The 17,712-nt window shown below is 65.7% G+C and carries 7 protein-coding genes and 2 pseudogenes; 3 read left to right on the plus strand and 6 right to left on the minus strand.

Annotation, left to right across the window (positions count from 1 at the left end; all coding sequences use genetic code 11):
- Nucleotides 1-11: 11 nt before the first annotated feature.
- Nucleotides 12-419: a RidA family protein gene (locus tag ACFVGW_RS02665; protein WP_385850428.1), complete on the minus strand. Its 408-nt coding sequence runs from the start codon at nucleotides 417-419 to the stop codon at nucleotides 12-14.
- Nucleotides 420-541: 122 nt separating this feature from the next.
- Between ACFVGW_RS02665 and ACFVGW_RS02670 the strand changes: the two genes are divergently transcribed.
- Nucleotides 542-922, plus strand: a complete 381-nt coding sequence (locus ACFVGW_RS02670; RefSeq protein WP_383219787.1) for a winged helix-turn-helix transcriptional regulator — start codon at nucleotides 542-544, stop codon at nucleotides 920-922.
- 58 nt (nucleotides 923-980) lie between these two features.
- Here ACFVGW_RS02670 and ACFVGW_RS02675 read toward each other — a convergent pair whose 3' ends face one another.
- Nucleotides 981-1,811, minus strand: a complete 831-nt coding sequence (locus tag ACFVGW_RS02675; protein ID WP_385850429.1) for a YhjD/YihY/BrkB family envelope integrity protein — start codon at nucleotides 1,809-1,811, stop codon at nucleotides 981-983.
- 504 nt (nucleotides 1,812-2,315) lie between these two features.
- On the opposite strand from ACFVGW_RS02675, the gene ACFVGW_RS02680 reads away from it, so the two are divergent.
- On the plus strand, nucleotides 2,316-2,651 hold the full coding sequence (locus tag ACFVGW_RS02680; protein WP_385850430.1) for a hypothetical protein: 336 nt from the start codon (nucleotides 2,316-2,318) through the stop codon (nucleotides 2,649-2,651).
- Here ACFVGW_RS02680 and ACFVGW_RS02685 read toward each other — a convergent pair.
- Nucleotides 2,646-3,521, minus strand: a pseudogene (locus ACFVGW_RS02685) (IS5 family transposase). The gene ACFVGW_RS02680 and the pseudogene ACFVGW_RS02685 sit on opposite strands and share 6 nt — an antisense overlap.
- A 1,149-nt stretch (nucleotides 3,522-4,670) precedes the next feature.
- Here ACFVGW_RS02685 and ACFVGW_RS02690 point away from each other — a divergent pair.
- Nucleotides 4,671-5,069, plus strand: a pseudogene (locus tag ACFVGW_RS02690) (tyrosine-type recombinase/integrase); the annotation flags it as partial.
- 113 nt (nucleotides 5,070-5,182) lie between these two features.
- On the opposite strand, the gene ACFVGW_RS02695 reads toward ACFVGW_RS02690, so the two are convergent.
- The 3 genes from ACFVGW_RS02695 to ACFVGW_RS02705 form a co-directional block, all read right to left on the minus strand.
- The gene (locus ACFVGW_RS02695; protein WP_385850431.1) at nucleotides 5,183-5,935 is read right to left on the minus strand and encodes a hypothetical protein; all 753 of its coding nucleotides are present in this window, start codon (nucleotides 5,933-5,935) and stop codon (nucleotides 5,183-5,185) included.
- Nucleotides 5,936-6,016: 81 nt separating this feature from the next.
- On the minus strand, nucleotides 6,017-12,895 hold the full coding sequence (locus tag ACFVGW_RS02700; protein WP_385850432.1) for an RHS repeat-associated core domain-containing protein: 6,879 nt from the start codon (nucleotides 12,893-12,895) through the stop codon (nucleotides 6,017-6,019).
- 327 nt (nucleotides 12,896-13,222) lie between these two features.
- On the minus strand, nucleotides 13,223-16,891 hold the full coding sequence (locus ACFVGW_RS02705) for a LamG-like jellyroll fold domain-containing protein (protein ID WP_385850433.1): 3,669 nt from the start codon (nucleotides 16,889-16,891) through the stop codon (nucleotides 13,223-13,225).
- Nucleotides 16,892-17,712: the final 821 nt, after the last annotated feature.

The raw sequence follows: 17,712 nt of genomic DNA on the forward strand, positions 1-17,712 counted from the left end.
GGCTCCTCGTCTCAGTCGAGGACCGCGGTGGCCTCGATCTCGACGAGGTGGTCGGGCACGTCCAGCGCCGCGACGCCCAACAGCGTGGCGGGCGGCACGGGGGTGACGCCCAGCTTCGCGGTCGCCCGGGCGATGCCCTCCATGAGGAGAGGCATCTTGTCGGGCGTCCAGTCCACGACGTAGACGGTCAGCTTCGCCACGTCGTCGAAGGAGGCGCCGGCCTCCGCCAGAGCGATGCCGACGTTGAGATAGCACCGCTCGACCTGCGCGGCGAGGTCGCCCTCGCCGACCGTGACGCCGTCGGCGCCCCAGGCGACCTGTCCCGCGACGAAGACCAGCTTCGAGCCGGTCGCGATCGACACCTGTCGGTACGCATCGACCGCGGGCAGTCCACTCGGGTTCACCAGGGTGATGGCCATGCCGCACGCCTCCTTCTCAGACGAGCCCCCGGTCGGGACCCGGTCTCTTGTGGTTACCAGGGAACCGTAGGAGAGTGACCCCTGACATGGAAGAACGCACTTTTCGGTGACTGGGGAACCTCATGGTGACCAAGCAGTTCAGGGGCTCGCCCGAGGACGCGGACCTGGCGCGGGCGGACTCGCTGGCGCGGGAGATCTTCTCGGACGTCGCCAACAAGTGGGCGCTTCTGATCATCGAGTTCCTCGGTGAACGCACACTGCGCTTCACCGAGCTGCGGAACGAGGTCGAGGGCATCAGCCACAAGATGCTGACCCAGAACCTGCGCATGCTGGAGCGCAACGGCCTGGTCCGGCGGACCGTTCACCCCACCGTGCCACCACGGGTCGAGTACACCCTCACCCAGCCGGGCCGGGCCCTGCGCAGGACGATCGACGGCCTGTGCGACTGGACCCACGCGAACCTCGGCCACATCGAAGAATCCCGCCGCCGCTTCGACGCCTGACATCACCTGACGCCTGACGTCCTGAGGAAAGCTCCCCCGCCTGCCGCAGCCGCGGGTCTCACCGGTCCAGGCCGAGGAGGCGGTTCAGTGGGGGTTCCACCGCCAGTACCGCGCCGATCGTGAACGCGAACGTGACCGCGGCGCAGACCACGATGAGCCACGAGAACATCGTCAGGACCAGTCCCAGTGAGCCGTACTCCGCCAGGGCCCTGTTGAGCGCACCGGGGATGTAGAGCCGCGCCGTGAGCCCGAGGGCCGTCGTGGCCGTCGCGGCGAGGAGGGCGCCGGGGAGGAGCGGCAGCCACGGGACCCGGCCGACCAGCAGGAGATGCTGGGTCCACAGCCACACCCCCGTGCTCACGAGGAAGAACACGGGCGTGCCCAGCCACAGTCCCACCCCGAAGCCGCCCCTGAGCGGCGCCTGGAGGAGCACGACCAGCATCAGGACCAGCAGCCACACGGTCCAGCGCCAGGCGGCGATCCGGGTTCGTGCCCGGGGGAGGCGCCACGCCCGTTCGCACACCCTGGCCATGGCGCGGCTGAAGCTCGTGGCCGACACCAGGGCCACGAGCGCACCGACGACACCGGACGTCTCCCGCACCGCGTCGGAGGCGGAGGGGTCGAGGACCTGCTGGAGCTCGCGGTCCGACGGCCCCGACAGCCCGAACATCGCGCGCAGCGAGTCGTGCATCTGGTCGCGCACGCCCTTCGGGGCGAACGCGGACAGGACGAACAGCAGCGGCACGGCGGCCAGGAACGCCGTGGCGGCGAGCCGGGTCCCCGAGTCCAGGAGGTTCCCGCTCACCAGCCTGCTCGTCACCTCGGTGAGGACGGGAAACCGGCTCTCGGCCCCGGTCCGCAACCTCCGCACCCGGGTCGACCACGACATCCCGCCTCCCAAGCCCGCCGTCCGCGGTGCGGGCGCCTCCGTACGAGCGCCTCCGCGCGGACGGCTCCAGCCAAACCCTCCCCCGCCCTTCCGGCCAGACAGGGCGGAGCAAACGAGTGAGACGGCTCCCGGCCGTGCTAGGCCGTGTATCGAAAGCGCTGTTCGCGGTGCTCATCGGCGGCTGCGGGCAGCGCTGGATGCACGAGCCGGGGATGGTGCGCGCCCCCTCCAGTCGCATAGTTGAACACGTTCAACGAGTCTGACACGATATCTCTCCGCGGCCCACCCCTATCGGCTGGTCGATGAGGGCTGAGGATGGGAGGTCCTGGTGGCGGGCGAAAGCAGGCTGCGTGCGTGGGGGGCGATCCTAGGTGGCTTGATGGCGGTTTTGGCTGTTCTGACGGCGTGTGCCGGTCCCTATCAGTACTACGAGGGAACAGGGCTCCACGACGCCACGGCAGCCGAAGTCGCTGGGGGGGGTGGCAAAACGTCGACGGGACCCGTGTGGTGCTTCGCGAAGACGGAACGGCTCTTCTCGAAAAGCTCGACGGGCAGGACTTCGACTTCGAGGACGGCTGGCGCTTCTCCGGCACGGGAACCTGGCAACTGACCGACGACGACGGCGGACAGGTCGTGCGACTCGCGCTGGCAGTCCGGACCCGAGTGGAGAGCCGTTCCCCCGTGATGACCACTGACACCGCGGCTTCTGAACCCCCATCGACATACGCGTGGTCCTTCTACGTGGACCGCGATCAGCACGACGAGTTGAAGCTGTTCTTCTTCTACGGCGATCCCGACATCGGGAACACCTACGTGATGACGCGCGAGACAGGGTCATAGCCATTCGTTGATCGCTGCGACCAGCACAGTCGCCTCGAAGCGGACGGCGAGCTTGTCGTATCGCGTGGCGACAGCGCGGTTCCTCTTGAGGCGGTTGATCCGGCACTCGACCGCATGGCGCTCGCGGTAGTCGACCGGGTCGAAGCGCGGCGGCCGGCCGCCGCGGGAGCCGAGCTTCTGGCGGTTGCGGGCCTGGTCGACCTTGTCGGGGATGGTGCAGCGGATCCCCCGGCGGCGGAGGTAGGCGCGATTCTTGCGGGAGGCCTACGCCTTGTCAGCCCGCACGCGATTGGGGCGAGCGCGTGGCCGGCCCGGCCCGATGCGGGGCACGCGGACTTTCTCGAGTACGGGTTCCAACTGCGGCGAGTCCCCGCGTTGCCCTGCGGTCACCACGATCGACATGGGCTGCTGGCCCTGCTCGACGGCCAGGTGCAGCTTGGTGGTGAACCCGCCGCGCGAGCGGCCCAGCCCGTGATCACCGGGCTCGGTGAACACGCCGCCCGGCGGTTCCTTCTGCAGGTCGCCCTGGTTCCGGGCCTCGGCCGCATGCTGATGGGCGCGGCACACCGTGGAGTCGACGCTCAGGTCCCATGTGATCGCGCCTTTCGCGTCGGCCAGGGACTGGAGCTGGGTGAGGATCCGGTGCCAGGTGCCGTTCCGCTGCCATCAGCGGAACAGGTCGTAGACCCGGCCCCAAGGCCCGTACTCGACGGGCACGTCCCGCCATGGAACACCGGTCCGGACCCGAAACCGTATGCCGTCGATCAGTCGCCGGCGAGGCCAGACCGGCGGCCGCCCCGCCCCAGCGCCCTTCGGCATCAATGGCTCCAGGACCGCCCACTGCTCGTCCGTGAGATCTCCCCGCCCCATGACTTGAGATCATTCACGGCCCAAGATCCACTTTCGATACACGGCCTAGTCGGCGCTGAGTGGTGGGACGACTGGGACTACGCCGACTACGGCCTCTCCCCCGCCCAGATCACTGACCTACAGGCCTGGGCCCTGGCCTGGGCCACCGACCTCGACACGCGGCTCCTGGCTGAGGGCACCTCAGGCGACGCGTAGAGCGCTGCACTCAGGAGGGTGATGACTTGGCCCAGGAGCTCCGGCCGGTGAACGCCGTGGCAATCGACAAACGGGCACCCCGGATCCGCATGGGAGCGGTCCGGGATGCCCGTCGACAGGGGACTGCAGTGATCCGCCCGAGGGTCTACCAGGTGCTACTGAGAGTCCGCCTGAGAACGCTGTCGAAGCCATGACACCAAGAGGTGGGAAGCGCCGCTTCGTTCTGCCTCAGCGAGCGCCTCCTCAAGTCCTTCTGACGGCCTGGAGTTGATGCCCAGAAAGATTTCGCAAAGGTCTTGCGACAGGGCAGAAACTCCCGGGCGCGTCGGATTACGCAGCTCAGCGAGGAGTGAACCACGATCCAACATGCGAGCCATCTCTGGAATCACTTCGCAGGTCAAGCATTCGCTAAGCGCAGCTCCGCATTGCTGTTCTGCGCCGGCTTTATACGACCACATCCTCCGCAGGTACCCGTCGCCTCCCGGGTCATATGAGAGTTCCTTTGAGGGAAGAATGAATCGGGTAGTGAAGGCCCCGGTCCTATCGGCAGGCCGAACGGAATTTCCGTCATACCTGCTGACCCAGTCCCAGTAGGTACCGGGGATGAGGCAGTAGGAAACTCCAAATACGACCTTTAGTGGGTCCACGCGAAGTTCTTCAAAGAAGAGGATCGCGGAATCGCCGGAGGCTGATGCCATTTTGAAGTCGCTGCCACTTCGTACCAGGCCGTGCTCCTTGGCGGCTGGCGCAGCAAAATTACGAAGGAATGTCTTCAGGTTCACGGATGCACTCCAATGTAAACGTTCACGCCGCGAGTCCGAAGGCCCGCTGCGTCGCAGCCACGCCGGTAATGTAACGCCTGCAGCGCCACCCTCGGCACCCATGGCCACGCCTCCCACTACGACGGCCCCAGCGGCACCCATGACGATCATGGAAACGAGTATGGGATCGAACCCTCACGAATGCATCCACTCCCTCAAGAAGCACAAGGAACGGCAGGACAGGGAGCGGGGAGAGGCCGGGGTGAGGAAGCAGGACAGCGGCCTCGTCTTCGCCATCCCGACCGGTGGACCTCTCGACCCGGCCAACCTCACCCGCCGACTCCGCAGCTTCCTCGACCGGGCCGGGCTCCGGCGCATCCGCTTCCGCGACCTGCGGCACTCGACCGCCACCTTGCTCTTGGAGCAAGGCGCCGACCTCGTGGTCATCAAGGAACTCCTCGGCCACGCCCACATCGGCGTCACCGCGACCGTCTACGCCCACGTACGCATCCGCCTCCAACGTCAAGCCATCAACGCGCTGGGAGACACTCATAGCCTCGGGGCAGCCGCCCAGCCCCTTGCCGATGGCTGACTACCATGCACGGCCTCGCCCGCGGACGTTGCCCTGCCGTCAGACACCTCTGAAGCCCGGTGGCTCCGTCTCCGCCGGGGCCTAGTTTTTCCGTCAGACGGATCGGAGGGTGATCAAGCGGTTGCGCGCCGCATGACTTCGGAAGAGACGTCGATGGAGAAGGAATCGGCATCGGCTGGAGATGCACCCTGAACCTTTTCCAAGATGAACGAGGTGATCGAGGAAGTCGCTGCTTCAGACAAGGTCGGGGAAACCCACCGCAGCCATTCCCCAATCATTCGAATTCGGAATTCCATCATAGCTGGACGCCGTGCAAAATCTTCTCTTTCCGCCGCCAAGCAGATGAGCTTCAGTGCAGCCGCGAGGCGATTTAGAGGAATGTTGTGCGCAGAAAGGATGAGCCCTAGCTCATCAGTCGAATCCAGGCTCGACGAATCCGCTACGCGAAACAGCGGAAGCGGGTAACTTCGGCAAGCGGTAAGGGCCACGTCGCACGTTCCCGGATCGAGCACGAAATCGATCCGAGATGCGTTGCCTGGGTCGTCGACGGAGACTAGGACCCGCCGATTTCCCGGAACACCAATCCCTTGCCTGAAACTTGACACTCCCAGTACGTCACCGACGCAGACCATACCGTCATCCAATCGCAGTGAGCCATCGAAGATCACGACGCCTTCCACTGGACTCGCGTCGCTCCAAAGCCTCACCCGCACCAGGCCAACCTGGGCGCGTGCAGCGAGGTGAAGGTGCCTTTCAGTGGCGATGATATTCGAACCATGCAAGGCCACAACATCGTCAGGAAGCTCCGTGGAGCCAATCCGAATCACAGGGTGATTCAAGAAAATTTCACCGGCACCGACCAACACTTAAGCACTCTCCTATCTGCTACCCAGAAAACAGCGCACGCCGGGCCTCCCTTTCGGGAAGCCCGGCGCGGTACTCTCAATTTACTGCGTATGGCCTGGCAAGAGCTCGGCTAGCTTCTCTCTCGCACTCGTATATCCCGGTTGCTCGAATGCCGGATCGTGATAGCCGTGCTCTCTCAACATCCTCTGAGCCTTCTGCACGGCGGCCGACTGCAAATCGCTGCAGACCTTGCAATGCGGGAACAGGTTTCGTGGGAGGCTGGCCGGCCCGATTCCCGTGGAAGGCTGATGATCTCCGATCATAGTCGGTGTCGTTCCGCCGCATGTGTGGCACACCCTCCCTTGCATCGCAGCGCTCTGGGCAGGCGTCACAACCGGGCCAGTAGCGGGGACTGAACCATCAGCGTGCGGGCCAACCCGAAGAGTGTCAGCCTCCGCCTGGGTAAACCTCACATTGCAGTTGTGAACCAGGACCGGCGTGGCACCCGCCAGCACATAGTACGCGTGGATGTCCTCGACGCTGAGGTCATGCGTGCGCTGCCGCTTCGTGTAGTAGCTGAGCGCCGTGATCTGGACGTGCGTGCCCGCGCTCGTGCGGAGCCACTGGCCCGTCTGGAGCTCACCAGCCTGGACCCATTCGCCCAGTTCGGGGACCCAGAACGGGTGGGTGTCGGTGGCGATGATGCTGGACAGGCTGTCATCCGTCGCAACGGTGATCTCGGTGAAGTCTTTGTCGTCCTCAGTCCGAATGGTTTCGCGGACCTTCTTCTCCGCGTTCTCGCCCGTCTCGACATCGGTCGTGAGAACGGCGTCTCCGACCTCGACGTCCTCGATGTTCTTCGTCGAGCCGTCGGCCATCTCGACTTTGGTTCCGGGCAGGAACGAGTGGCACCTCCCGAGGAGCTTATTGATGCCCTTTGCGGCGGCCTTTCCGACCCCTGCGCTGACGACGGCGCCGGCCGCGCCCCAGATCGCGCCGTTGGCCTGCGCGGCGAGCTGACCCGTGACGCTGTTGTCCGCGCCTGGCGTCAGTGCGTTGTTGACCGCGGCCCCGGCGGCACCCGCCACCGCGCCGCAGCCGGCCACCGCCGCGAACCCGGCCCCGCCAGAGGCGAATCCGGCCCCGACTGCAGTTCCGACGCAGAGCGTGCCCACGACGATCTCGGTGACGACCGAGATCGCCTCTCGGTGCTCGACCGCCCAGTCCTTGGTGTCCTCCCAGGCGTTCGACAGGCCGCACTTCGAGTACCAGGGGCAGTCGTCGTCAGCTGCGTCATCGCTGTCACCGCTGCTGGCGGTCCCGTCATTGTTGCCCTGCTTGTCAGGCTCCTCAACCGTCGGTGAGGATCCGTTGCCAACCTCGCAGGAACCGCCCCCCGCACCGCATGCGGGCATGAGCCCTGTGGGGTCCGATGTGGTGATCGGGTTGTTGTTGGCGTAGCTGTATCCGTTGAGGGATTGCGGTTGGTCGAGCGCCAGGATCGGGTCGACGCTGATGAATTGACCGAGGTTGGGGTCGTATTCTCGTGCGCCGATGTGGGTGAGGCCCGTTTCGGTGTCGGTGGGCTTGCCGAGGAAGGTCTTGTCGTCCGGCCAAGTGCTGGGGGTGGTTCCGCGGGCGGCACCGAAGGGGGTGGTGTAGCGCTTGGTCAGGGTCTGGGCGGTGTCTGTGGTGATGGAGAGGTTGCCGGTGTTGTGGTGGTCGGCTGCGAGGAAGTGGAGCTTCTCGGCGCCGGCCTCGTTGGTGCGGAGCGCGATCGTGGCGCCGACCGCTGCGTAGTAGCGGTTCGCCCACTTCTGGGTGCCTTTGAGGTGGACTTCGGTGGCACCGAGGTAGAGGACGGTCTCACCACTGGCGCCGGAGGCGCGGCGTATAAGGAGTTGTCCGTCAGCGTCGTAGAGGTAGTCCGTTGCGGTGGTGCCCTCGGTGAGCTTGGCGAGCTTGCCTTCAGCGGACCAGGCCAGGGACTGGCTGGTGGTGCTGTCCAGCGTTTCGACGCGGGCGGTGGTGTTCCCTGTGGAGTCGTACGTGTACCTGGCGGTCTCGTCCGCGCAGTTGCCGTCAGCCGTGGTGGCCTTCAGCGCGTGCGTGCGAGTGGTGTCATAGCAGTAGGTGCGGGTGACCGGCGTGGCGGTGTTCTGCTTCTCCGTGGCTCGCTGGCCTGCCGCGTTGTACGTGTAGGACGTCCAGTAGGGAGCGGCTCCACCAAGATTGGCCACCGTGCGCCCCTGGGGAGCACAATCCGCGGTCTTTGGGGTCCAGGCTTCAGACACGCGGCGCTGGCCGTCGTACGTGAAGCACTGGAAGTCGGCCCCCATTCCGGTGTTCGCGTGATCGAAGATCGACGTGACGTTGCCGCTCGGGTCGTAGGTGTAGGCAGTGTCGCGCACTGCACCACGGGTCTGGTCGTCGACGTCCGCACCGGTGAGTCGGCCGGTGCCCTCCTCGTAGAAGTTGGTGAGGAAGACCTTCTTGTTGCCGCTGGCGGTGGAGGTGCCCAGGGTCAGCTGCTGTACCTGGCCCAGATCGGTGTAGGAGGCGCCCAGAAGGTAGCCGGATGCGCCGGAGAGACCGATGGGCATGCTGAGGCTGTTGTAGGCGGTGCTGATGACTTCCTGAGCAAGCCCGCCAGCTGCCGGCTCGGTGACGCTGTTGACTGTTCCGTCGAGACGGTAGTCGATCTTCGCGGTGGTGGTGGCGGTGACCGCTCCCGAAGTGACCAGCGGGTCGTCGGCCGGGAGTGTCAGGGTGGTGGTCGTGGGTCGACTCATGGAGTCATAGGCCGTGACCTTCTTGGTGTAGGCCTTGCTGCCGGTCTGGCCCTTGCCTCCTGTGTAGCGGATGGAGGCGTCGGGCAGGCCCTTGAGGAGCGAGTCGTACGTCCATTCCGCGAGGAGGTTGGCGTCGCTCTTGCTGTTCTGCCACAGGCCGGTCTTGCGGCCGATTTCGTCGTATCCGTGGACAAGGATCCGGTCTTCGGCGTCCTTGGTCGTCTGGATTTGGTCGAGGTCGGTGTAGGTGCTGGAGCCTGTGCCCTTGTCGGGGTCGGTTGTGGTGTCCTGCCGGCCGTAGAGGTCGTACGTGTACGACCACTTCGCGCCGTCGGGGCCGGTCACCTGTTTCTGCTTGCCGTCCCGGAAGTAGCCGTGGCTGACGGACGTGTACGTGGCGCCAAGCCCACCACCGTAGGCGGCATCGTCTGGCTGGGTACCCGCGTAGGTACGGGTTTCGGTGGTGCGGCCGAGAGCGTCAGAGATCGTGCGGGTGGCGTTGCCACCCTGCTGAGCCGTCGTGGCGACGGAGTCACCGGTGTAGCTGGTCACGACCGGGGCGAACTTCTGCACGCCCTTGACCAGGAGGGTGGACTTCGCCTGACGGCCGAGGCCGTCGAACTCCACGTTGACCTGCTGGGGTGCGCCACCGTACTCGGCCCGGGTCCAAGCGCTGCTGGGCGCGCTGGTGGAGTCGAAGATATCCGCGTAGGTCTCGTAGGCCAGGCCGCGGTCGTTGTACCGGGTGTCGGTGAGGATGCGGCCGCCGTTGGGGGCCGGGGTCTGGGACTGGAGCGGGCGGAGCAGGGAGTCCACCAGGCTGTAGCTGGTGGTGTAGGTCTGGCCGTCCGGCTTGAGGGTGGAGACGGAGGTCCAGGAGGGAAGGTTGGTCTGGTTGATGCCGTAGTCGAAGGTGGCGGTGGCGGTGTCGCCGCCGGACTTGGAGCGGTTGGGTGCCCAGGTTGCGGTGATGCGGCCCAGCGCGTCGTAGGTGTGCTCGGTCCGCTTGAGGTTGGCGTCCAGGGTGTGGGTTACGGAGCCGCGCGCGGGGTCGTAGTACGTGTAGGCCTTGTGGGCTTGGCCGTTGGCGAGCGTGGGCTTGGTGACGATCGTGGAGGTGAGCGGCCCCACGGTGGCGGGGTAGTAGGCCGTCGTGGTGACCTTGCCGTTGGCGTCCGTCACCGTGAGGGGACGGCCGAGCTTGGCGGTTGCTCCGTCGTAGGTGACCTTGGTCAGCGTCTGCCAGCTGGTTGGATCGCGGTCGGCGGTGCTGCCGGCGACGGCGGTCGGGTAGCCCTTGGCGCGGCCGGTCCAGGTGGGGAGACCCAGCGTTGGGGTCTGGGCAGCGGTCCAGCCGGTGGCGCCAGTGTTGTCGTAGACAGTGGCAGTGTCGGACAGGACGTCACCGCGCTGGTCTGGGGCCTCGCTGCTTGTGTACTTGTGGGTGATGCTGGTGGGCATCTTCAGCTGGTCGTCGGTGAGCGAGCAGGCTTGACCCACGGTGCGGGTACGGGAGACCAGTCCGGTCAGGCCCTTGGCGTCGTTTCGGGCGTACCAGATGCGGGTGCATGTCTCGTCGCCGGCAGGTGACAACTCACCGTGGTTCTCCGTGTGGGTTGTCATCCCGTAGCTGTCGTAGGTGTAGCTGACGGCCGAGGTGCGCCACTTCTTGGCGGCGGTGAGATAGGTGTGGGTGTACGCCCTTGAGGTGCGGGCCATGTACGCCTTGATGCTGGCGTACGACTTCTGCTGGCTGGCTGTCTGCCGGTACCAGATGTTTTTGAATTTGTTGCTGACCGCGAGGGCGCCGTCGTAGGTGATCTGCTGGCGTAGCTGGCCTGTGTACTGCTCACGGTCGAGGCTGTCGGGGAGGTCCAGTTCGTCACCGGTGCTGCCGGCGACGTTGTCCAGGTCGATGCTCGCAAGGGTGACGCTGCGGGTCAGCGGATTGCCGTTGGCGTCCTTCGCCTTGAGACGGTCGCCGTGCATGCCCTGCATGTACAGGCTGACGGTCTTGGAACGGGTGGCGCCGATCGCTCCGGTGTGGGCGGTCACCTTGCGGTAGCCGCGCCAGGAGGACCAGGTGCGTTCCTTCTCCTTGGTGAAGGGGTCGTCGTTGTAGTGCCAGGCCGGGCCCTCGTAGGTGTAGGCGTGTTCCACGCTGGGGTTGCGTCCGGCGGGGTCGGCGGTGTTGACGGCGATGACGCGGTACTTGTGGAACCAGTCCAGCTGGGGCTCGCCGCCGTTGACGGGCCAGTAGACCGGGTAGCAGGAGAGGTTGTTGTCGTCCTCGGCAGCGGGCATCTTCGTGCCTCGGACGCACTCGGGCTCGGAGAAGGCGACGGTGGTGATCGCTCCGGTCTCGGAGGTGAGGGTGGAGATACGTGGACGTGTCAGGGGTACGACATCGTCTGCGGCTCCGTCGACGCGGTTGGCGCGCTGCTGGTAGGTGAAGCCGATGGTCGGCAGCCCGATGGAGGTGCCGTTCTTGCCGGTCCGCTTCAGCCCGGTCAGGGTCCATACCTGGTCGGAGCTGTTGCCGATGTCCTGACCGTCGAAGATCTCTTGCGTCAGGGTGTAGGAGTCGACCGGCTTGTAGGCATCGGGCTCGGCGGCCGTGGACCAGACGTGGGTGTGGATGGCCGACAGCAGCTTCCGGGTGAAGAATGCCGGACCGGTGGCCTTGCAGTCCGTCTCCGTCGACGTGCAGATCGAGTCGAAGGGAACATCTGGCCACGTGTCGGCGGTGTCCTCAGTCAGCGTGCCGCAGCCGCTCCCGCTGTCCTTGCAGCGTTCTTTGTAGTCGAAGGTCACCTTGCCGGACGCGGTCCCGGTGAACAGTGTGTCGGAGCGCTGCCCGTAGCGGATCTCATTCAGATACCCGCCGCGGGTGTACGAAGCGAGTGCGGTCTTGTCACCGTTCTTGGCGTAATGGTTGGAGTCGGCCGTGTACCAGTAGGACGAGGCGTTGCCGTGGACGTCCTCGACGAGGTCGAGGTTCCAGCGCCAAGCCTGCTGCTTGGCTCGGCCGGAGAACGACGTGCCGGCGGAGTAGCCGGGTTCCCCCGCGTCGTCGCCGAAGACCGGGACGGCCCACACCGAGTGGGTCCGCTCGCTGCCCGCTCCGGCAAGCTTGTTCAAACCAAAGGTGTACGTGGTGCCGTCACCCGTGACCACCTTCCAGTACTCACCGGCACCATCGACGGACGCATCCCCCTCGTCGCCGTTGTCGGCACCGGTCGCGTGAATGACCTTGGAGGCGTCGTCGTCCTTCAGCCGCCACTGGCCACTGGTGTCGTCCTTGACCAGCTCGGTGGCCTTGCCGTTCAGGACGAGCGAGGCGTTCTCGTACTTCCAGCACTGGTCGTTCTTATCGGTCTGACCATCGTCGTCGCACGAGCCGTACTTGCGCTCGATGTACGAGGAGGTCAGGGTGAAGCCCTCACCCACCAGGGAGCCCTGGTTGTTGGTGTTCGCGGTGCGCCCGTCGATGCTGCCCGAGTCGTAGGACAGCGCCAGCGACGGCGCCGGCCCGGCCACCGCAGGCGGGACCGAGATCGGGTAGGACCAGGTGAACGAGCCGGAAGAACCACCGGCCTCCCAGGAAGAGGCACCGGACAGCGGGGTGGCCTTGTAGTCGCCCGCTCCCTTGTCCGATCCGGCCGACGAGGTCGCGGCCAGAGCAAGGATCCGCGGAGCGGTGTCGACCGCGTCCAGACGGCCGGTGACGGTCTGTTCCCCGACATCGTTATGCGACGGGACCGGCTTGGTCTCACGGCACTCGGCCTTGTCCGGTGTGGTCAGCGCGCACGCGGGCAGCGACATCAGCCCGAGGCGGGTGGCCCAAGCACCGCCGATCGCAGAGCCGAAGGAGCTGTAGTCAACTTCTACCTCGGCCGCACCCGGCTTTTGAGCGGCGACCGAGAACAGCACACCGGTGACGCCGGCTGCGCGCGTGGCCTTCTGGTCAAACACCTTCACCTTGGACGTGCCGGACGCCGGGCGCTGCACCAGCCGGGCCGGGCCAGTCCCCTCGACCCCGCGCACATCCACCAGTGTGCCGCTCGCGGGAGCGGCTGCGGGATCCAGCTGGTCGGCGACCGTTTGGGCCTTCGGCCACGTGCTGCGGGCCCGCTCACGTTCGGCAGCGGCCGCCAGCGCTCGGTTGGCCGCCCTCTCCCGGCTCACCTTGGCGCGTTCCTTCTCGGCGCCTGGTTCCGTGACCTTGTATACCTTCGCTGGCGCGGAGCGTGGGACCTCAGGACGTCCCGGGAGCTCAGCGGCTTGCGCCATGGGCACCAGCGGCGTGGGTATCGACAACGCGAATGCGAGCGCGCCGATTACGGCACTTTGTCGTCTGCGTAGACGCACACGTCTGGACACGACGGAAGTACTCCTTGTGATCATTCGATCGACGTGAAAGAGAAGGCGGAAACGTGTGCCCGGAGTCGGGCAGCGTCGGTCGGTCAGAGCGCGATGGTGCTCTGACCGACCGGGCGGGGGGTTAGTGGGGGATCACCCACCGACGACGGCTTGCACCTGTGCGTCGTTGCTCAGTGCGCCCGCCCAGAGGCGGATGTCGCTGATCTTCCCGGGCAGAAAGCTGCTCCAGGCGGTGCCGGTCCAGCTGTTGCCGACGGTGAAGCCCGATCCGAGCGTGGACTGGTAGGCCAGCGGCATGCCCTCCTGGAGGCCGCCGACGTAGAGACGGACAGTCTGTGACGGGGCGTCGAACACCCCTGTCACCTGGACCTCTCCCTCGGGGGTGACGAGCTCATCGCTCTGTACTGACACACCCGTACCGTCCGAGGTCAGCCGGCCGAAGTGCCAGCGACCCACCGGAACCTGCTCGATAATTACCTGGCCGGTCTCCTCGTCGATCACGGGATCCTCCCCGGCATCGACTTCGGCATCCTTCATTCCGGTCTTCTCGAACCAGATACCCCATGAGGAACCCGTCCCGGTCTGCTGGCCCACGACCTGCATTCGCGACGCGTTCGCCATACCGGCAAGCATTTTCGTGTTCACGTCTACTGCCGTGGACGCGGAGAACGATCCGGTGTCGTCCACCAGGGGACGGGCTGACGAAGCGGATTCGTCCACACCATTCAGGACGATGTACTCACCATTGAGGGAGGATTCCGAGCTCAGTGTGAGGGTGTTGCCGTAGCCGCTGTCGTCCGACAGGGAGGAGCCGGATCCACCGGCGGGATTGTATTGGGCCACCAGCTCGACGTAGCCCCAGTCCCGGCTGTCCTTCGGGCCGGCCTGCTGTGCCATCTCCGCGTCAGTCAGGGCCCGCTGCCACACGGCTACCTCGTCGATCTGACCGGCAAAGAAGTCCGTGTAGGTGCTGGCGTACTTCGCCCGACCGATCTTGAACGCGCCAGCAGAAGCAAACCCGCCCGTAGTGAACGCGTCGGTACCCTGGAGGACACCGTTGACGTAGAAGGAGATCTTCCTGCTGCTGGTGTCGACTACGGCACCGAGGTGCGTCCATGCCTTGGGCTGGGGCGGGTTGATGGCGTTCACCCGCTGATTCGAAAACGATGTTCCGTCTGCGTCCTGTTCGGGCAGTCGCACACACCACCTCTGCTTGTCAGCGCAGTAGCTCAAGTAGAAGGGACTGTGCCGGGCGCCGTCTTGGGCCAGGACTGTGGCGTTTGCCGACCCCGCAGCATCGATCCGGGCCCACGCCGTCACGGTGTAGGACGCCAGAGTCTCGACGACCTGAGAGGCGGAGGTCGCGCTTCCCTGGCTCGTGGTGACCAGCGACAGCGCCTTGTCCTGCGATTTGCTGTCGTCTGCGGCGGTCAGCTCGCCCCGCCGGCCGTGATCTGTCCGAGTCGCACCGGCGGCGGTGAGCGTCAGAGTGTCCTGCAGAGCGGGGTCCGTCGTGGATCGGTCCAAGGCCACGCCGGAAGACTCGTTGAAGTCCCAGAGCGCGACAGGCTCGGAACCCCCCAGGACCAGGAACTTCACGACTGTCACGCCGACACGATTGGCGGAGTCCCTGGCCTCCACGGTGAGAAGGAAGGTGCCGGACTGCGGGGGCGTGATGCTGGTCGTGTAGGAGCCTGCCGTCGCTGCCTTCCAGCCGCTCGGGCCTGTGTCCGTTGAAAGCTTGTACTGGTAGTGGGTGTTCACGTCCCCGGCGGCCGGGCTGAAGGTGAACGAGCCTGCCTGTCCAGGGCCACCTCGTGGCGTGCAGGAACCGCCCGTGACGCACTGGGTGTACACCGAGTTGAACGTCACCACCGGCGGCTTGGGCGCGCTGGAGTCCACCTTGAAATAGCACCAAGGAGCACCGCTGCTGCTCAGCGCGCCTGTGTAAGAGGTGTTCGGGAACGAATGCGTGGAAGCCGAGTAGCGGTAGAGCTTGCCTTCCGTAAGCGCTACATTCCAGTCCTTCGTCAGATTCGGGAAGTCCTTGGCTGTGGCGCTGTAAGCCGCATGACCTGTGGTCGGCTCGAGCGAGGACGTTGTCGGTTGGGGAGCGTCGAACCACGATCCGTCAGGGTTCTTGCCGTCAATGTCGTAGTACACCCGGAGCATCGCTCCGCTTTCACCACCGGTCACAACCCGGGGCGTCGCTACGAGGCTGGGGGTCGCGTCGGAGACCGTGGTCGGCGCAGACTCCGACTTGCTGCAGATCTGCGTTCCCCCCGAGGAGGGGAAGCCGTACTCGGCAGGTGTCGCCGGCTTGCTCATGTACGTTGCCACGAGCACCGCGTCGTTGTTGAACCGCTTCCAGGCGATGGTGTCCGATTCGTCCTTTGCCCTCAGCATCAGCGTCAAGGCGCTGAGAGTGCCATCGGCGAACGACTTGGTGGTCGCGGTCAGGTTCTCGTCCGGTTCGGCCGGGTTGTCGTTGAACTCGATCACCGCGCGCGGCTGGGACGGAGAACAGGCGGTGCCTCGGCCCGCGGATACGTTGCGGTCGCCCATCTGGTCCCGCTGGGTCGGCCCGGGCCACTTGGAGGCCGATGAGATCGTGTCGGTGCGTTCCAGGTCCACCCAGGCCGGGCTGCAGGAGAACGACCAGGTTTCCGTCACGCGGAACGTGGCGTCCAGGACATGCTTGCCCCTGAGCTTGGTGGGAGAGAACTCGAAGTACATGCGGTTCACGTAGCCCGACCCGCAGTAGTACGACACCCCGTTGATCACCGCAGAGCCGCACTTGCCCACGCTCATGCCGTTCTCGCCGTTGCCGAAGGCGTAGAAGACATCGCCGTCGGACGAGAGCACGGTGCGCTCCGACTGGTCCGCTTCCACGGACGGGTCGATGTAGAGGGGGAAGTCCTCGACGGGGGTGGCAGCGATGAAAGCCGCATCAGGTATCACTGTCAGAGAGTCATGGGCCAACTCCACCTCCATGACCGCGGCCGTGTCACCGGCCCCCGGACCAGCCAGCGGGTCGCCCTCCTCGGGAGGCGCCACAAGATCCGACGCCTCCTCCTGCGCGGAGGAAGTCCCGAGAGAAACCCCGGACTCTGCACGGAAGCCCGCGCTCTGCGCGCTCACCCCCGCGTCCGAGGCTGCTGCACCGTCATCCCCGGCGGAATTCCACATCCGGGCGGTCGGCGAACGGAACACCACCTGGCCGTTGCCGTCCAATGCCTCCACACTGCCCACCGCGCCCTCGCGCAACCGCAGCCCGTCGGCCTTCAGGCCGTACTCGATCGCCTTCAGCTCGGGAAGTGCCGCCGCCTCAGGCGTCTCGACCTCCAGCACCTGGCGGAACCCATCCACCGTCGCGGTCAGGATCAGGTTCACGTCCGGCAGGACGTTCTCGTAGATGGCGCGCTCGCTGTCGAGGCGGGGCTCGGGAAGTTGGCCGGGCCAGCCCATCGACACCGACTGACCGTCCTGCCCGATCGTTGCGAGCCCCTCGCCCGAACCACCGCCGGAGAACGACAGATCCACCACGGCGGCTTTGGGACCGATCGAACCGTCTTCGCGACGCGCGAGTGTCGCGTCCGGCTCAGCCCAGCCGCTCCCCGTGTCCACCCGGACCGGGACAATCGACTTCTCCAGCGTGAACGTCGCCCCATCAGGGTTCGCGAACACGGTCTCCCGCTCCGTTCGCTCCCCCACTACCTCCACCCGGTCACCGGAGTCAGCGGCCTTCTGCAGTGCCTGCTCAGACTCAGTCAGGGCGATGCCAGGAGACGCATCCGCCACCGCTGGACTGGCTGTCATCACCGGCGCGGCGCCTGCCAGTAGCACCCAGGCTGTCGCCAGGGCGAGTACACGCCCTCTTCTGTGGGCGCGTGTCGCGCACCTTGCTCTCGCGTTCATTCCCCACCCGTCACTACACCAGGCTCAGCGAGTGCACGGCCCGGTGTGCAGCATGTATATGTAGAGTGAAGATCAAGAACTGACTGTGATCTTCCGAGGGAGATCCAATGGGGCGAGTGACACCGTGTCAACGGTCTTGACCTGCACAAACTTCATTCCCAGAGGACAGAACAGACATCTGTCGCCAACTGTTGCGACCAATGCGGACACACGCCTCAGCCGAGGGTGATGAAGAACACTTGTTCTAGGCCGTGTATCGAAAGTGGCTGGCAGCGAGCTGTGGGGCATGTGCGAGAACCCGGTCGCTGGCCGTGTCGCGAACCTGCGATGGTGTCCGTCATGGATTCCGAGCCGCGTACTGATCTCGCTCGTCACTATGACCCAGGGGTTCCGTTGGCTCGGTTCGCGGGTCAGATACTTGTGGTCTGTCCGCGATGCGGAGGCCGCGCCCTCGTGATTCCCCGGCCAGGCATTTCTGATCTCAAATACTTCAGCGAGCTCTTGTTCCAGCCGCGTCGTCTGGCTTGTGGAGGGTGTGGTGCCGCCGCTGACTGGAACCCTGAGGTGCGGGGGGCTGGGCTGGTCGGCGCGGTGCTGGGTGGTAGTGAGGATCCGTTTTTCCAGCGGCCTCTGTGGCTGCAGACCCGTTGCGCCGGGCAGATCTTGTGGGCCTACAACGAGGAGCACGTCGACGAGCTGTCCGC

Origin of the sequence: Streptomyces sp. NPDC127129 (assembly GCF_042671585.1) — a bacterium.
Taxonomy (GTDB): domain Bacteria; phylum Actinomycetota; class Actinomycetes; order Streptomycetales; family Streptomycetaceae; genus Streptomyces.